Here is a 14,104-nt window from a genome sequence, read left to right on the forward strand (position 1 = left end):
CGCACTATTGCGCGATATTTTAGGGGCAGCGACAATATCTGTTAAATGGATTATCAAGATATGTCTTATCGGTTATATAGATATGCGATTCACGCTTCGTCAGCTGCAAGTCTTTGTCGCCGTCGCCCAGCACCAAAGTGTGTCCCGGGCCGCAAGCCTGTTGGCGTTGTCGCAATCGGCCGCCAGCACCTCAATCACTGAACTGGAGCGTCAATCGAGCTGCCAGCTGTTCGACCGCGCGGGTAAACGGCTGAGCCTCAACGCCTTGGGCCATCAATTGCTGCCCCAGGCCGTCGCCCTGCTCGACCAGGCCAAGGAGATCGAGGATCTGCTCAATGGCAAGTCCGGCTTCGGATCGCTCTCGGTCGGTGCCACCCTGACCATCGGCAACTACCTGGCCACCCTGCTGATCGGCAGTTTCATGCAGGGTCACCCGGAGAGCCAGGTCAAACTCCATGTGCAGAACACCGTACATATCGTGCAGCAGGTCGCGCACTATGAAATTGACCTGGGTCTAATCGAAGGCGACTGCAATCACCCGGATCTGGAAGTGCAGCCCTGGGTGGAAGATGAACTGGTGGTGTTCTGCGCGCCCCAGCACCCCTTGGCCAAGGTGGGCCGGGCAGATGTGGAGACCTTGTCCCACGAGGCGTGGATTCTTCGCGAGCAAGGCTCGGGAACGCGGCTGACGTTCGACCAGGCCATGCGTCATCACCGCGCCAACCTCAATATCCGCCTGGAGCTGGAGCACACCGAGGCGATCAAACGCGCCGTTGAATCCGGCTTGGGCATCGGCTGCATCTCGCGCCTGGCCCTGCGCGACGCGTTCCGTCGCGGCAGCCTGGTGGCGGTGGAAACGCCCGAGCTGGATCTGTCGCGGCAGTTCTATTTCATCTGGCACAAGCAGAAATACCAGACGTCGGCCATGCGCGAATTCCTCGAACTGTGCCGTAACTTCACCGCCGGCGTCAGCCGCAGTGACGAGATCGTCCTGCCGCCGATTGCCTGATCAGAGCAGGATGACCCCCCACACCAGCGCCACCATGGTCATCGCTACCAGTTGCGCAGCGCTCCCCATGTCCTTGGCATTCTTGGACAAGGGGTGGCGCTCCAGGGAGATACGGTCGATGGCCGCCTCCACTGCAGAATTGAGCAACTCGACGATCAACCCCAGCAGGCACACGGCGATAAGGATTGCGCGCTCCACCCGGGTGACCGGCAGCCAGAAGGCCAACGGAATCAGTACGACGTTGGCCAGCACCAACTGACGGAACGCCGCCTCACCCTTGAAAGCAGTACGCAGGCCGTCGAGCGAGTAGCCGGCGGCGTTGAAGATACGTTTGAGGCCGGTCTGGCCCTTGAATGGCGACATGGACGGTTACTTCACCGATTAAAGGGCCAGCAGATTAGTCCAACCCGGGTCAAAAAAGCGTGAATATACGGGAACTTAGTTAGCCGAAACCGATTCGAGTTGTTGCAGCAGCAACGCTGCCTGAGTGCGGGTACGCACCCCCAGTTTGCGGAAGATTGCGGTCACGTGGGCCTTGATGGTCGCCTCCGACACGCTCAACTCATAAGCGATCTGCTTGTTCAGCAAACCTTCGCAGACCATGGTCAGCACCCGGAACTGCTGCGGCGTCAGGCTGGCCAGACCTTCGCTCGCGGCCTTGGCCTCGGCCGAGACATCGACCTTCTCGAACGCCTGTGGCGGCCACCAGACGTCGCCATCGAGCACTTTCTGCACTGCATCCTGGATGACGTCCAGGTTGCTCGACTTGGGGATGAAACCGCTGGCACCGAACTCGCGGGACTTGACCACCACGGCCGCCTCTTCCTGCGCCGAGACCATGACCACCGGAATCTGCGGGTACTGCCCACGCAGCAGGACCAGGCCGGAGAAACCATAGGCGCCGGGCATGTTCAGGTCCAACAGGACCAGATCCCAGTCGGCCTTCTCGGACAGGCGGGTTTCCAGCTCGGCGATGCTCGCCACCTCGACCAGACGTACATCCGGCCCCAGGCCGAGGGTAACGGCCTGACGCAGGGCGCTGCGAAACAGTGGGTGGTCATCGGCAATCAGGATTTCGTATGTGGCCATCGATCTATGGATCCTGTTCTGTGCCAGGCGCGAAGGGTGGAGGAACGCCTGGCGAGCAACTCAAGGCGCAAACGGCAAGGCCGCCGGCCGCAATGGCACGGCGAAGTCCGGGATAACAGCATCTTCGTCGTGCCCGAATCGGCGCCAAGAATGCCGAGCACGGTCCGGGTGGTCAAGCCAATTGCCCGGTCGTCCCCGCCTCCCTGGCTGCCAGCCTGGTCATTATGAACCAATCCGTCGCGCCTGCCCCTTGGACTATAGGAAGGTATGCAAACGCCGATGCGCGTCGTCTTCCAGATCCAGCGGCAAGTGCCGCTTGGCACTCAAGTAATGCAGGCTGAACACATCCAGGTAGGCGTCCAGCGCCTCGCTGGCACGTTGGTCACCGGCCAGTTCCAGGCACATGGCCGCGACCTCGGCGGTACAGAAGTGGTCATCACGCTTCGAACGGCGCAACTTGTAGCGCGACATCTGCTCGGCCTGCAGGCTCAGGACCGGGAAGCGATCCAGGTAGGGACTCTTGCGGAACATCTTGCGGGCTTCGGTCCAAGTGGCGTCGAGCAGGATGAACAGCGGGCGCTTGCCCGGCTCGCGCACCACCTCGCTGACAACCCGCTCTGGCGCGACGAACTCGCCGGGGAAGACAATGTAGGGCTGCCATTCGGGGTCGTCGAGCAAGGCGAGCAGGCGTGGGTCGACGTCGGTACGAAGCCAGCCAAAAGCCGAGGTGTCCTCTATCAGATCAGCGATCAGCCAGCCAGTATTGGTCGGCTTGAGTGGCTCGGTGTCATGCATCACCAGGCACACGCCGGCATTGGCGCTGACCTTGGGCTTCAAGGCACACAGGCAGTGGCTGGCGATCACGCGGCAATCCGGACAACGCACTGCGCGCGAACCACGGGCGATAAAGGGCTTGTTGCTGCGGGCCAGGCGCTCGGCGCGCAGGCGTGCTACGGCGTGGCTCATGGCTGCACGCCTAGCAGAAGGAAGGAAACAGGCACGGTTGCAACTCGGCGGGAAACAAGCCGCCAGTCTACCAGAGGCTTTGTCATTTGCCGTGCAGGTGGGCGGACGCCTCCTTTATAATCGCGCTTTTGGCGACCTGGGATATCCCACAGGCGGGTGGTTTCATGGAACGCCGCTCGCTGGCGCAGGTCAAAGTGCCAGTCATCGAACCAGGAGAGATTCATGCTGCGTCTTACCATCCCGACCTTGAGCCTGCTGCTCGCCCTGCCACTGGCGGCCCAGGCGGCCTCCAAGCAGGAATACGAGCTGAACCAGATGCTGCAGAAGGTCGCCAAGGAAAGCAGCGTCGGCACCCCGCGTGCCATCAACGAAGATATCCTCGACCAAGGTTACACCGTCGAGAAGGGCCGTGCGTTGGTCAACCACCTGAGCGTACGCGAGAGCCACGCCGAGCGGATGCGCGCCAACCCGGAACAGGTTCGCAGCCAGCTGGGCGACAGCGTGTGCCGCAACAACGGCTATCGTCAGCTGATGTCCAAGGGCGCGGTCCTGGTCTATCGGTTCTCGGTCTACAAGACCAACCAGCCGATCATGGACCAAGCCTTCGACGCCTCCAGCTGTGTGGCGGGTAACAAGAAGAAGTAACTCAGGCAACCCTGTCGTTGTCACTGGCGCGCCGCTGTTCTTCATCGGCGCGCAACTCCGCCAGCAGGGCCTGGAGATAGCGCGAGTGCCGCTCTCCGACTTCCAACCTGCGCAGGCATTCGGCTTCCAGGCTCACGTGGTGGGCCTGGGCAGCACGCTCCAGCAGCAGATACAGCTGCCTGTCCACCTCGATGATCAACCGATGCATACCGCGACCTCCGGCATCGAGACGTTGCGTTTCCAGTTAACCAGAGCCGCGTTACAGCTGGTCCCCACCCGACGAGCGGGAAAAAACTGCGCTGTTGTCGGATATCGCACTGACCTCAATCGGCACGATCTAACGCTTGGGTCTAGATTGATAGCAAATACCCCGCGCCTTTCCGGCAACCCAAGGAAACTGCCCAGGCACGGCGCTCTTGCTCTGCGATAACAACAATGTGATGGACATTTGTCACTGCATCATGGCCTTGAAGGCCCACTGCAATGCTCGGGTTGCATACTCGAGCAACGGCAGCCAGCGACACACGCAGTGTCGCGGCCGGGATACCCCATCGACTCGGTCAGAGGTTCTGCTGCAGAAGGAGACGTTGAATGCCTTACCAACCGAACGAACTCTTGTTCAATCATTTCAGGGACAACGGCATCGACCTGAACAAGATTGATGAACAACTGCAACTGGTCGCGCCCAACAGCCCCAATCTGCCGCTGTACCGCGACATGATGCTGACCATCCTGCGCATGGCCCATGACGACACCAACCGCTGGAACGCCAAGATCACACTGCAAGCCCTGCGCGAACTCGACCATTCCTTCCGCACCCTGGAACGCTACAAGGGACGGCGCAAAGTCACCGTATTCGGCTCGGCGCGTACACCACTGGAACACCCAATGTATGCACTTGCCCGAGAACTGGGCGCCACCCTGGCGCGCTCCGACCTGATGGTCATCACCGGTGCCGGCGGAGGCATCATGGCCGCAGCCCATGAAGGCGCTGGTACCGGACACAGCCTGGGATTCAACATCACCCTGCCTTTCGAGCAACATGCCAATGCCACAGTGGATGGCACTGACCAGTTACTCCCCTTCCATTTCTTCTTCATTCGCAAACTGTTCTTCGTCAAGGAAGCCGATGCCCTGGTGCTCTGCCCAGGTGGGTTCGGCACTCTGGATGAAGCTCTTGAGGTACTCACCTTGATCCAGACAGGCAAAAGCCCGCTGGTGCCCGTGGTACTGCTGGATTCACCAGGCGGGACCTTCTGGCGCGACGCGCTGGCGTTTATCAGCAAGCAACTGGAGGAGAACCGCTACATTCTGCCCAGCGACATGAAGCTGGTGCGCCTAGTCCACAGCGCCGACGAAGCGGTGGAGGAGATCAACCAGTTCTACAGCAACTACCACTCCAGTCGCTGGCTGAAGAATCAATTCGTGATCCGCATGCATCATCCCTTGAGCGATGCAGCGCTCTACGACATTCAGGAAGGGTTCGCCGATCTGCGCCTGAGCGGCAAGTACCATCAACAGCCAGATAGCGGCCTTGAGCATGAGATAGGCAATTTCAACCACCTGACCCGATTGACCTTTGCCTTCAACGGCCGTGATCAGGGGCGCCTGCGCGAGCTGGTGGACTTCATCAATCTGCCGGAAAACTGGGCCAAGCCCCAGCCTATGCACACCACACAGCGAGCAAGGGAAGCCTTGAAGGTCGATTGAATACAGGGACAGCGGGAAACTGAAGATTCAGTCGTCGAGATTGCGGCCGCTGAGCAGGCGGCCGATCAGCTCCATGGGGAATCCACGGTAGGCAAGAAATCGGGTCTGCTGGGCACGGCTTCGGGGATCATGGGGACGTTGCCCGGCGAACTTGCGTTGCCAGACTTCCTGCAGCCGGGCCGCCCAGTCCACTCCGCTTTCACGCAGAGCTTGGTCGATGTCACCACGGTTCAGGCCGCGCTGCCCCAGCTCTTCGCGAATACGCGCTGGGCCGTAGCCGGCATTGGAACGATAGGAAATGAAGCTTTCGAGGTAGCGTGCCTCACTGAGGAGCCCCTCTTCGGCAAGCCGATCGAGCGCAGGCTCGATCAGCTCATCCGGTGCGCCGCGCTGACGCAGCTTGCGTGTCAGCTCGACACGACCATGCTCGCGACGTGCGAGCAGGTCCATGGCTGTCCGCCGAACGGCGACGGGGTTGTCGAGTACGACAGACATGGGCCAATCAATAACCGGCGTCGGCGTCAGCCATGTCGTCGGCATCAGCCTCAGCAGCGGCGGCCTTGCCAGCAGCGGCAACGGCACCTGCGTTGAGCAGTTTTTCGCGGATCTGTTTCTCGATCTCAGCGCCTACAGCTGGGTTGTCTTGCAGGAACTTGGCAGCGTTGGCCTTACCCTGACCGATCTTGTTGCCTTGGTAGCTGTACCAGGCACCGGATTTTTCCACCAGGCCTTGGGATACACCCAGGTCAATGATCTCACCGTTGCGGTAGATACCCTTGCCATAGAGGATCTGGAACTCGGCCTGACGGAATGGCGGCGAGACCTTGTTCTTGACGATCTTGACGCGGGTCTCGCTACCCACCACCTCGTCGCCTTCCTTGACTGCGCCGGTACGACGGATGTCCAGGCGCACGGAGGCGTAGAACTTCAGTGCGTTACCACCGGTGGTGGTTTCCGGGCTACCGAACATCACGCCGATCTTCATACGGATCTGGTTGATGAAGATGACCAGGCAGTTGGCGTTCTTGATGTTACCGGTGATCTTGCGCAGCGCTTGGGACATCAGGCGAGCCTGCAGGCCCACGTGCATATCGCCCATTTCGCCTTCGATTTCGGCCTTCGGTACCAGCGCGGCCACAGAGTCGACGATGATCACGTCAACGGCGTTGGAACGCACCAGCATGTCGGTGATTTCCAGGGCTTGCTCGCCGGTGTCTGGCTGGGAAACCAGCAGGTCGTCGACGTTGACGCCCAGCTTGCCGGCGTACTCGGGATCGAGGGCGTGCTCGGCATCGACGAAGGCGCAGGTGGCGCCGTTTTTCTGGGCTTCGGCGATAACCGACAGGGTCAGCGTGGTCTTACCCGAGGATTCCGGACCGTAGATTTCAACGATACGGCCTTTAGGCAAGCCGCCGATGCCAAGGGCGATGTCCAGGCCCAGGGAGCCGGTGGAGATGGCCGGGATGGCCTGACGCTCGTGGTCGCCCATGCGCATGACCGCGCCTTTGCCGAATTGGCGTTCGATCTGACCCAGGGCCGCAGCCAAGGCGCGCTTTTTGTTGTCGTCCATTGAAATCCTCACGTGTTCGACGGGCGGCCCTGCGGCCGGGAATAACTGTATAAGTAGCCAGTATTATTCCACAGGGATTCGCTTTGGCAAACCCCCGCCGGGTGATTTACTCCGCACCAAGCTGTAACAAGCCGTCTAACGCGGCGATCACCGTCTGTCGGCGCACCGCTTCACGGTCACCGTCGAAGTGCTGTCGCTCGCTGATCACATGGTTACCATCGGCCCATGCCAGCCACACGGTACCCACCGGTTTGGCCGGCGAACCGCCATCGGGCCCGGCCACACCACTGACCGCCACGGCAAAACGCGCCCCGCTGGCAGCCTGGGCGCCACGGACCATGGCCTCGACCACTTCCTGGCTCACCGCGCCCACCTGGTCGAACAACATTTCGGGGACACCCAGCTGGCGGGTCTTCTGAGTGTTGGAATAAGTCACGTAACCCGCCTCGAACCAGGCCGAGCTGCCGGGAATGCGGGTGATGGCTTCGGCGATGCCACCGCCGGTGCAGGACTCGGCGGTGCTCACCTGTGCATTGAGCCGCCGCAGGTGCTCTCCAAGACGGGTAGAAAGAACGGTGATCGGGTCCATGGCTGGGCTCCTTGAAAACTGCGCTCTACCCTACCACCCTTGCTTGGCCAGGCAAGCGTTCAGCGCGCCAATGCCCGAATGTAATCCTGGCAGGCGCGCAGGGCGATCAGTCCCCGGTCTCCGGTGTCGGTGATGGCGATAATGCGTCGAGCATCCGCTGGGTCAAGTCGGGCGCGTACGGGGCCATGATCCACGCCGCTGGCGCCGGAGGGGGCAGGCACTGCGGGGCAGTTGGCGCCCTGTTCGACCAGGACTGACAACCGCAGGTCAGCAGTAGCGAGGCGGTCACGCAGGCGAGCTTGAGTCTGTTGGGCATGGGCGAGCTCCTGGAAATGTCGTGTTTCACTGCCTTGCAGGCGTTGTTCGAGTTGCTGGCGTCCCTCGCGCTCGGCGAGCAGCGCTCGCGCCGCCTCCTCTGCACGCGCCTGGGCCTCATGGGCTTGAGCCTCTGCCTGCTGCGCGAGCAGCCGGCCGTAGCGCCAGGCCTGGACTTGCCAGGTCAATGCCGAAGACAACAGCATGAGCACCAGACACAGCCCCAGCCACAGGCGGCTCAACACAGCACCTCCCGCGCCCGTGCCCACAAGGCCAGACGATCTTCCAACCCATTGAGCCCCCCATTGATGTGACGGGTGATGCGATTGAACTCCCCCCGATCCGCCAGCGCATTGAGCCCGCGTGAATGCCAGAACCACGCCGCCGATTCACAGGCCCAGCGGGGCTGCTCGAGCATCTGCGGCTGCGCCAGCAGGCGTTCATCACCAAACAGCGCCCGACTGCAGGCTTGATAGTTGTTGCGACCGGTCACCTGGATCAGGCCACGGCCACGATAGCGTTGGCCATCACCGTCGGCCTCGGGGGTGTTACCCAACCGCAAAGCCAGGCTCCCTGTGTCATAACGCGAGAGGTAACGATCATTGCCCAGTTCCTTGAGGTAGCGCAGTTGACCGGACTCATGGCCAACCTGGGCGAGGAACGCTGCGACGCGTTTGGGATTGTCGATTTCCCAGCGCGGCAGGGTGGTGTTCAGGGCTGGCAAAAACACCTCCGCGACAGGGCGGGCATTGGGGAAGATCGCGAGTAGTTGGTCTTCCGTAAGCATGAATATCTCCTTGATCACGCAGGATTCGGACACAAAAAAGCCCGGTGCGAATCCGGGCTTTATCGAGCCGATCGACATTATTTAAAAAGTGCCCGACGGTGTTTCCAGGCGATTCGAAGTGCCACGAAAAATGGCGCAAAAGATACAAGCGCTAAAAGCACGACATTTCGCCAGATCGACTCATTGTTCCACTCGATTATTTGTCGATTGAAATCATCATCGAAAACAACCAGCCCTTCTTGAGTCGCCAGTTCACGCATTACAGTATCTGGCTCGCCGGCTTCCACGGTCAGAAGTACCTTAGAACCAATCCGTAAGCCTGCCTGCTGGTAGATCGCCTGGTTGACATACACTGCCTTGACGTGTCGTGCCCCGTTCAACCTGAAAGTGATCCCCAGTTTTACGATAGCCGGATCATGCTCCCAAGATGAGGCATGGCCGTTAACACGCCCCTCTTAGGTCACAAGCCTACTTATATCGACCGGTGCATACACTCGCAGCTGCGAGTAGTAGAGCGCAGCCTGAACAGCTGTGAGGATCGTTTCCTTGTCGTCTGCATAGAACATCAACTCACCGCCCCAGCACGTCGCCCAGTGTTCACTGCAGAACAACATCACGGTGCGTCCCGGTTCGTCAGGTGTATTGTCCCGGTGTATGGGGCCGTCCTGAGCGCTGGTTTGTCCATTTGCGTAAACGCCGAGCAAGATCGCTTCAGGCATATGAACGGCCTTTATGCGCGCCCAGCAGTCCGCGAGAAATGCCCATTCCGGCCGATCACGCAGTGCTTGTTCACAGTCCTCTAGTTCGCCTCTACGCGTCCCTGCAATAAAGCTGTGCCAACAAGGACGCTCCAATGGTGAGTACGGATAGGGCCAGCCATATCGCCATACAGCGCCACTCAATAACTCCAGCAGTTTCGAGTGCTCTTGGGCGGTGATTCCATTGTCTATGACACATATATCTCGGCAGGTGATTGCTCCAGACATCGCTCGGCACTCCTCTGTCGTCCTCAGGGTTGAAGGACGACTTTAGGGAGCGCTGAACGCCACAGGCACCCGGAAATCTGCACAGCTGCCCTCTCCATTACTGCTTCATCAGGCCGCTACGCTTGGGGACATTCCCTTTTGCTTTTGCCTTTCCCCCATTACCGCCATTGCATTGCACGGTGGTACGCCAGCCCGACGTGGTGAACACCTGCTCGACCGATTCGACCAGATAGTCCCCGTCCAGGCCAGGAAGAAACCCTTGCAGATTGATACGTCGCTCGGCGAAGAGGTCGGTACGCCCCGGCATGTCCAGGCGCACGCTGGCGGTGTCGCGATTGAAGCTGGCCAGGCGGGCCTTGGCCGCTTGTTCGGCAGCGGCACGGTTGGGGTAGAGATGGCGGTCGGTGTACACCGGCTGCAGCCCGTCCGGCGCGTCGGCATTGGCGAGCTCGACCATCTTGAGTTCACCGCTCGCGGAATCCTGGTGCCGGGCGCGTACCGCTTTGTGCGTGGTTTTATCACCCAGGCGAAACTGCCACTGGCTGACATCGACACGGGCAATGCTCACCACCCCGAGGGTCTTGCCGCTGGCGCTCTGCCCTCCCTGGCGCGGCAGCACCAGCAGTTGGCCATTGGCAAGCTTGGCGGTGCAGTCGTGCAGCCGTGCCAGGCGGGTGATGAAATTGAAATCGGACTCGCTGTACTGGTCGACCCGCGGCACCTGGACCGTCACCGGGCACACGGCCTGCCAGCCATTGCGCGCGCCGATGTCGGCAACGATGCGCTGCAGGGTGACCTGCTCCCAACTGCCGCTGCGTATGGTCTTGCCGCTGCCACGCAGGTCGCTAGCCTTGCCCCGGATCACCAGGGTGTCCGGCGGGCCGGCCAGTTCGACCTCATCGACGGTGTAGCGCCCCAGCAGGTTCAGTGCCTGTCCGGCATAGCCCAGGTGCACCTCGAGCACGGCGCCCCGGGGCGGCAGTGCGACCGCGCCGTCACGGGCATCGATGCGCAGTTCGAACTCATCCGATTCCAGGCCAGGCTTGTCCGTGGTGCGCAGTGATAGCAAGCGGTCGTTGATCAGGAGGGTAATGTCGCGCCCGTCGGCAGTAATGCGAAATTGCGGTTGCATGATCTCAGGCTCCTTTGAAAAGAACCGCTGCACGGTCCGGTCGGAACCGACCGCGCATCAGTCCCACAGTTGCAGGGTGTCGCTCCCCACCACGGGCAGCTCCGGCAAACGAATCCTCACGCCTGCGCGAAATGGCTGAGGCTCATCCGCCAGCCCTTGATTGGCATCCAGCACCGCCTCGACGGTGCCCACGAGTTGCCCGTAGTAGTGCTGGCAGAGGGTGTCGAGCAGATCGCCCTCAGAGGTTGCGCAGGTCTTGGCCATAGCTCACGAACTCCAGTGAAAAACCTTGTTTGCGCGGAATGCCGCCTGCCAGCAGTTGACTCTGCTCCTCTTCTATACGGGTCAGGCACCAGGTGCCGAGCACCTCGCCGTAGCCGGTGGTCAAAGACAGGGGCAACATCTGACGGCCAATGCTGCGCAGCGCCTGCAACTGGCCGATACCGCCCTTGAAGCCGGGGTAGATGGCCCCGCGGATGTAGATGTTCTCCTCGCCCAGGCTGACGGCTTGCTGCGCGTTGTCGCGGCTCAAGCGCTCTTGCCCGACCCAGCGATAGCGCGTCTGACGACGCAATTGATCGAAGGCGGCAGTGTCGAGGTTGAAGTAGTAAGGCGCAGCGCCTGGCTTCAAAGGCTGCAACACCAGCAGGTGGGGGAATGGCTTGACTGCTTCGGCGGCGGGTGTCGACTCGGGCGCGAAGCCTAGGGTCGACAGGCCCCCCTCCACCGTCGTGCTTACCGCACCGACAACCCGACGGATTGCCGCGCCGACCTTGGCCGCATGGCCGGCAAAGCTGTCGATGCGATCACGCACCTGCCGCACCACCGCCACTGTCTGGTCATACTTGGCCACCACTTTGGCCACACGGTCCTGGGCCCGGTTGATCGCGCCCAGGGTGCGCTGGAGTTTGGCACCGATGACCGGGCCGACCATCGGCAACCCCTCCAGATCAGTAACGGCGGCCTTGATATGGTCGATCGCCTCGTCCATCGGATCGAGCATGGCATCGGCACGCCGACGCCCTGCCTCTCCCGCCTTGACCAGGGCGTGCAGCGTGGCTTGCAGCTGCTCCAGATAGGTCATGGATAGTCCTCAAAGTACGATATGTGGGGGGTCCGTCAATTGCGCCGGGCGAGCTTGGCGCATCAGCTCTTCCAGCTGACGCCGGGCGATCATCTCCAGTTGCTGGCGGACCGAGGGATCGTCCAGGCTGTTGTTGAAGGTGACCGGTATGTTGGACGTGAAGGTGAATTGTTGGTTGATGGGGGTAGGAGGAGTCGATTGCGTTGGCAACTCAGCGGGTGATGCGGCCAACGTTGGGAGCGCGGAGGAAGCATCCAGCACCCGCGCCGCTTCGCTCACAGCAGGTTTGCCAGCCGCTTCGTCCTTGTTCGAGGCCAGCGTCCTGCCCAGCCAGCCACCGATGCCCTCTCCACCCATGCTGCCCAGCACGCCACCGATCAAGCCGCCGATCGCGGTCCCGATCACCGGCACTACCGAACCGATAGCCGCACCGGCGGCTGCACCGGCAAGGCCACCGCCCAGACCACCAACAGCGGAGCCATAGCCTTCGAGCTTCTGCTCTTGGGTGGCATCGCTGTTGAAGGTTTCGGCAAGCTGCAGGCCGGTGTCGAGCAATGCAACGCCCGGTATCCGTCTGAACGCCCGTCGGGCCAAGGAAGCGCCGGCAGTGCCACGCCCAGCCTTGCCTGCAAGACTGGTGAAAGCGGTGCTGCCAAGGGCCAAGGCGGGATTCTGCGAAGCCCTTTGCATGGCGGCGGCGGAAGCAGGCTCGTGCGCTGCTTCATCAACCTCCTCCTCTTCCTCCTCTTCCTCCTCTTCTTCCTCTTCTTCCTCTTCTTCCTCCTCCACTTGCTCCCCGTTTTCATCCGACGCCCATTCATCAACGACTTGGTGTGCATTGCCCGAGGCTGAACGGCCTATGGCACTACCGGGGGTTGTTGTGGCGGACGGATCGTTGGCAGCAGGCGTGCCGGAGAACGCCCCATGGACCGTCTTGCCGATGAAGCCGCCGACGCCTTCACCGATCAATTCGCCGATCTCGCCACCGTACTGCTGGATCCGCTTGTTCTTGGTCAGGCCTCCCAACAGCTCCGCGCCGAGGTTCCCCATCGCACCGCCAAGCGCAGCCCCGACTGCTGCGGCCTGGTCTTCGCCGCTGTCCTCAAGCAGGGCCAAGCCCAAATTGCCGATCAGCTTGGCGCCAGCTTTGCCAGCACTCTCCCGCAGACCGCCAGTGAGTCTATTGCGCCGCTTACGCGGCAGGCGCGAGTACGCTTTATGGGCCTTGCGTCCGACCATCGCGACCGCTGCGGCACCGACGAGGGCACCACCTGCGACCAATCCCCCGTTGATACCTTCCACCGGGGGTTCCTGTGATAGGGCCGGCGCCGCCTGCACTGCGCTGTCGTCAGGTACATCGTTGGCGCCCGCCGTGTCGGAAAACCAGCCATGGAAGGCCTTGCCGATAAAGCCGCCAACTCCCTCGCCTATCAGTTCACCAATCTCGCCGCCATGCTTCTGGATCTGCTTGTTCTTGGTCAGGCCGCCCAAAAGTTCCGCGCCCATGTTTCCGAGCGCGCCACCGAGGGCCGCCCCCACCGCTTCGGCCTGGTCCCGGTCACTGTCCTCCAATGTCGCCAGTCCAAGTTTGCTGGCCAGCTTGGCGCCAGCCTTGCCAGCACTCTGCCGAACACCACGGGTGATCTCGCGGCGCCTTTTAGGTGATTGGCGCTGATACATCCGGTGAGCAGCACGCCCAAGCGCGGCAGCGGCAACACTACCGCCGATGGCGGCAGTGCCGATCACTCCGGCCTTCAGTACAGCCAGCCCCCCGTTCGCCGACTCCAGCGGGACGAAGCCTTGTTCCGCGCTGCGCGCCGCGAGCGGATCGTTCTGCGTAGGCCGCTGCGCAAGACTCACACCCACGGGCACGACTGTCTTACGCTGCTCCAGCGAGAGGGCAGGCTGGCGCTCGATCTCATCGGTCAAACGCCGCACCCGCTCGATCTGCGCCTTGAAGGCCCACGTCTGATCACTGGCCAGCCGTCGCTGGGCCTGGGCTGCCGTGTCGACCGCCGAGGCCAGACGGTTGATCTCGCTGATATACCGCTCGACTTGCACGCCTTCGAACGGCATGCGCAAGCGTTCGAATTGAGCACGTAACGTATTGAAGGTATTGCCCAGTGCCCGATCGCTGGTGACGCCAACGGTGAGCACCGATGTGTTCTCCATAGGTTCCTCCTGATCAATCCGCCAGCCACCAGACCATGTCGCTGTACGAC

The 14,104-nt window shown here is 61.6% G+C and carries 17 protein-coding genes; 3 read left to right on the top strand and 14 right to left on the bottom strand.

The genetic code is table 11. The features are described 5' to 3' along the window. Positions 1 to 82 precede the first annotated feature (82 nt). Entirely contained in the window at positions 83 to 1,009 is a 927-nt protein-coding gene (finR, locus tag ABOA88_RS15465) for a LysR family transcriptional regulator FinR (protein WP_043208745.1), read from the top strand. Here the strand turns inward: finR and ABOA88_RS15470 are convergent, their stop codons facing one another. The 3 genes from ABOA88_RS15470 to ABOA88_RS15480 all read right to left on the bottom strand — a co-directional run bounded on the left by ABOA88_RS15470 (position 1,010) and on the right by ABOA88_RS15480 (position 3,064). After that, positions 1,010 to 1,372 carry a diacylglycerol kinase gene (locus ABOA88_RS15470; protein WP_043208747.1) on the bottom strand — a complete coding sequence of 121 codons (363 nt, stop codon included), beginning with the start codon at positions 1,370 to 1,372 and terminating at the stop codon, positions 1,010 to 1,012. 75 nt (positions 1,373 to 1,447) lie between these two features. Continuing rightward, a complete protein-coding gene (erdR, locus tag ABOA88_RS15475) occupies positions 1,448 to 2,098 on the bottom strand; it encodes a response regulator transcription factor ErdR (RefSeq protein WP_043208748.1) in 651 nt (216 codons plus the stop codon). 255 nt (positions 2,099 to 2,353) lie between these two features. Further along, positions 2,354 to 3,064 carry a tRNA-uridine aminocarboxypropyltransferase gene (locus ABOA88_RS15480; protein WP_196167554.1) on the bottom strand — a complete coding sequence of 237 codons (711 nt, stop codon included), beginning with the start codon at positions 3,062 to 3,064 and terminating at the stop codon, positions 2,354 to 2,356. Positions 3,065 to 3,286: 222 nt separating this feature from the next. Between ABOA88_RS15480 and ABOA88_RS15485 the strand changes: the two genes are divergently transcribed. Continuing rightward, complete coding sequence (locus ABOA88_RS15485) at positions 3,287 to 3,709, top strand: quorum-sensing-regulated virulence factor family protein (RefSeq protein WP_043208752.1); 423 nt, start codon at positions 3,287 to 3,289, stop codon at positions 3,707 to 3,709. 1 nt (position 3,710) lies between these two features. On the opposite strand, the gene ABOA88_RS15490 is transcribed toward ABOA88_RS15485, so the two are convergent. Continuing rightward, on the bottom strand, positions 3,711 to 3,917 hold the full coding sequence (locus ABOA88_RS15490; RefSeq protein WP_196167555.1) for a hypothetical protein: 207 nt from the start codon (positions 3,915 to 3,917) through the stop codon (positions 3,711 to 3,713). A gap of 383 nt (positions 3,918 to 4,300) precedes the next feature. On the opposite strand from ABOA88_RS15490, the gene ABOA88_RS15495 reads away from it, so the two are divergent. Then, on the top strand, positions 4,301 to 5,419 hold the full coding sequence (locus tag ABOA88_RS15495) for an LOG family protein (protein ID WP_196167556.1): 1,119 nt from the start codon (positions 4,301 to 4,303) through the stop codon (positions 5,417 to 5,419). Positions 5,420 to 5,446: 27 nt separating this feature from the next. On the opposite strand, the gene recX is transcribed toward ABOA88_RS15495, so the two are convergent. The 10 genes from recX to ABOA88_RS15545 all read right to left on the bottom strand — a co-directional run bounded on the left by recX (position 5,447) and on the right by ABOA88_RS15545 (position 14,054). Then, positions 5,447 to 5,914, bottom strand: coding sequence for a recombination regulator RecX (gene recX / locus ABOA88_RS15500; protein ID WP_043208758.1), 468 nt, complete (start codon positions 5,912 to 5,914; stop codon positions 5,447 to 5,449). 7 nt (positions 5,915 to 5,921) lie between these two features. Next, the gene (gene recA, locus ABOA88_RS15505; RefSeq protein ID WP_043208760.1) at positions 5,922 to 6,989 is read right to left on the bottom strand and encodes a recombinase RecA; all 1,068 of its coding nucleotides are present in this window, start codon (positions 6,987 to 6,989) and stop codon (positions 5,922 to 5,924) included. 106 nt (positions 6,990 to 7,095) lie between these two features. Then, positions 7,096 to 7,578 carry a CinA family protein gene (locus tag ABOA88_RS15510; RefSeq protein ID WP_196167557.1) on the bottom strand — a complete coding sequence of 161 codons (483 nt, stop codon included), beginning with the start codon at positions 7,576 to 7,578 and terminating at the stop codon, positions 7,096 to 7,098. A gap of 59 nt (positions 7,579 to 7,637) precedes the next feature. Further along, a complete protein-coding gene (locus ABOA88_RS15515) occupies positions 7,638 to 8,135 on the bottom strand; it encodes a lysis system i-spanin subunit Rz (protein ID WP_230387457.1) in 498 nt (165 codons plus the stop codon). After that, positions 8,132 to 8,680 carry a glycoside hydrolase family 19 protein gene (locus ABOA88_RS15520; RefSeq protein ID WP_196167558.1) on the bottom strand — a complete coding sequence of 183 codons (549 nt, stop codon included), beginning with the start codon at positions 8,678 to 8,680 and terminating at the stop codon, positions 8,132 to 8,134. The genes ABOA88_RS15515 and ABOA88_RS15520 overlap by 4 nt, the downstream gene beginning before the upstream one ends. Positions 8,681 to 8,757: 77 nt before the next feature. Continuing rightward, positions 8,758 to 9,033: a hypothetical protein gene (locus ABOA88_RS15525; RefSeq protein ID WP_196167559.1), complete on the bottom strand. Its 276-nt coding sequence runs from the start codon at positions 9,031 to 9,033 to the stop codon at positions 8,758 to 8,760. A 730-nt stretch (positions 9,034 to 9,763) separates the two neighbouring features. Further along, a complete protein-coding gene (locus ABOA88_RS15530) occupies positions 9,764 to 10,798 on the bottom strand; it encodes a phage late control D family protein (protein ID WP_367851418.1) in 1,035 nt (344 codons plus the stop codon). A gap of 57 nt (positions 10,799 to 10,855) precedes the next feature. After that, positions 10,856 to 11,062 (bottom strand): tail protein X, encoded by a 207-nt coding sequence (locus tag ABOA88_RS15535; protein ID WP_196167562.1) that lies wholly within the window; start codon positions 11,060 to 11,062, stop codon positions 10,856 to 10,858. Beyond that, on the bottom strand, positions 11,037 to 11,882 hold the full coding sequence (locus tag ABOA88_RS15540; protein ID WP_367851419.1) for a phage tail protein: 846 nt from the start codon (positions 11,880 to 11,882) through the stop codon (positions 11,037 to 11,039). Before ABOA88_RS15540 ends, ABOA88_RS15535 begins: the two co-directional genes overlap by 26 nt. 9 nt (positions 11,883 to 11,891) lie before the next feature. Beyond that, complete coding sequence (locus ABOA88_RS15545; RefSeq protein ID WP_367851420.1) at positions 11,892 to 14,054, bottom strand: hypothetical protein; 2,163 nt, start codon at positions 14,052 to 14,054, stop codon at positions 11,892 to 11,894. Positions 14,055 to 14,104 lie beyond the last annotated feature (50 nt).

Source organism: Pseudomonas sp. PKS, from assembly GCF_051913525.1.
In the GTDB taxonomy this organism is placed as follows: Bacteria; Pseudomonadota; Gammaproteobacteria; order Pseudomonadales; family Pseudomonadaceae; genus Aquipseudomonas; species Aquipseudomonas guariconensis_D.

What these genes read in the sequence shown, in the direction of transcription:
- ABOA88_RS15470 (WP_043208747.1), bottom strand. Translation starts at nt 1,372, where the DNA reads ATGTCGCCATTCAAGGGCCAGACCGGCCTCAAACGTATCTTCAACGCC.
- ABOA88_RS15495 (WP_196167556.1), top strand. Translation starts at nt 4,301, where the DNA reads ATGCCTTACCAACCGAACGAACTCTTGTTCAATCATTTCAGGGACAAC.
- ABOA88_RS15545 (WP_367851420.1), bottom strand. Translation starts at nt 14,054, where the DNA reads ATGGAGAACACATCGGTGCTCACCGTTGGCGTCACCAGCGATCGGGCA.
- ABOA88_RS15535 (WP_196167562.1), bottom strand. Translation starts at nt 11,062, where the DNA reads ATGGCCAAGACCTGCGCAACCTCTGAGGGCGATCTGCTCGACACCCTC.
- erdR (WP_043208748.1), bottom strand. Translation starts at nt 2,098, where the DNA reads ATGGCCACATACGAAATCCTGATTGCCGATGACCACCCACTGTTTCGC.
- ABOA88_RS15530 (WP_367851418.1), bottom strand. Translation starts at nt 10,798, where the DNA reads ATGCAACCGCAATTTCGCATTACTGCCGACGGGCGCGACATTACCCTC.
- recX (WP_043208758.1), bottom strand. Translation starts at nt 5,914, where the DNA reads ATGTCTGTCGTACTCGACAACCCCGTCGCCGTTCGGCGGACAGCCATG.
- ABOA88_RS15540 (WP_367851419.1), bottom strand. Translation starts at nt 11,882, where the DNA reads ATGACCTATCTGGAGCAGCTGCAAGCCACGCTGCACGCCCTGGTCAAG.
- ABOA88_RS15485 (WP_043208752.1), top strand. Translation starts at nt 3,287, where the DNA reads ATGCTGCGTCTTACCATCCCGACCTTGAGCCTGCTGCTCGCCCTGCCA.
- ABOA88_RS15520 (WP_196167558.1), bottom strand. Translation starts at nt 8,680, where the DNA reads ATGCTTACGGAAGACCAACTACTCGCGATCTTCCCCAATGCCCGCCCT.
- ABOA88_RS15480 (WP_196167554.1), bottom strand. Translation starts at nt 3,064, where the DNA reads ATGAGCCACGCCGTAGCACGCCTGCGCGCCGAGCGCCTGGCCCGCAGC.
- ABOA88_RS15510 (WP_196167557.1), bottom strand. Translation starts at nt 7,578, where the DNA reads ATGGACCCGATCACCGTTCTTTCTACCCGTCTTGGAGAGCACCTGCGG.
- recA (WP_043208760.1), bottom strand. Translation starts at nt 6,989, where the DNA reads ATGGACGACAACAAAAAGCGCGCCTTGGCTGCGGCCCTGGGTCAGATC.
- ABOA88_RS15490 (WP_196167555.1), bottom strand. Translation starts at nt 3,917, where the DNA reads ATGCATCGGTTGATCATCGAGGTGGACAGGCAGCTGTATCTGCTGCTG.
- finR (WP_043208745.1), top strand. Translation starts at nt 83, where the DNA reads ATGCGATTCACGCTTCGTCAGCTGCAAGTCTTTGTCGCCGTCGCCCAG.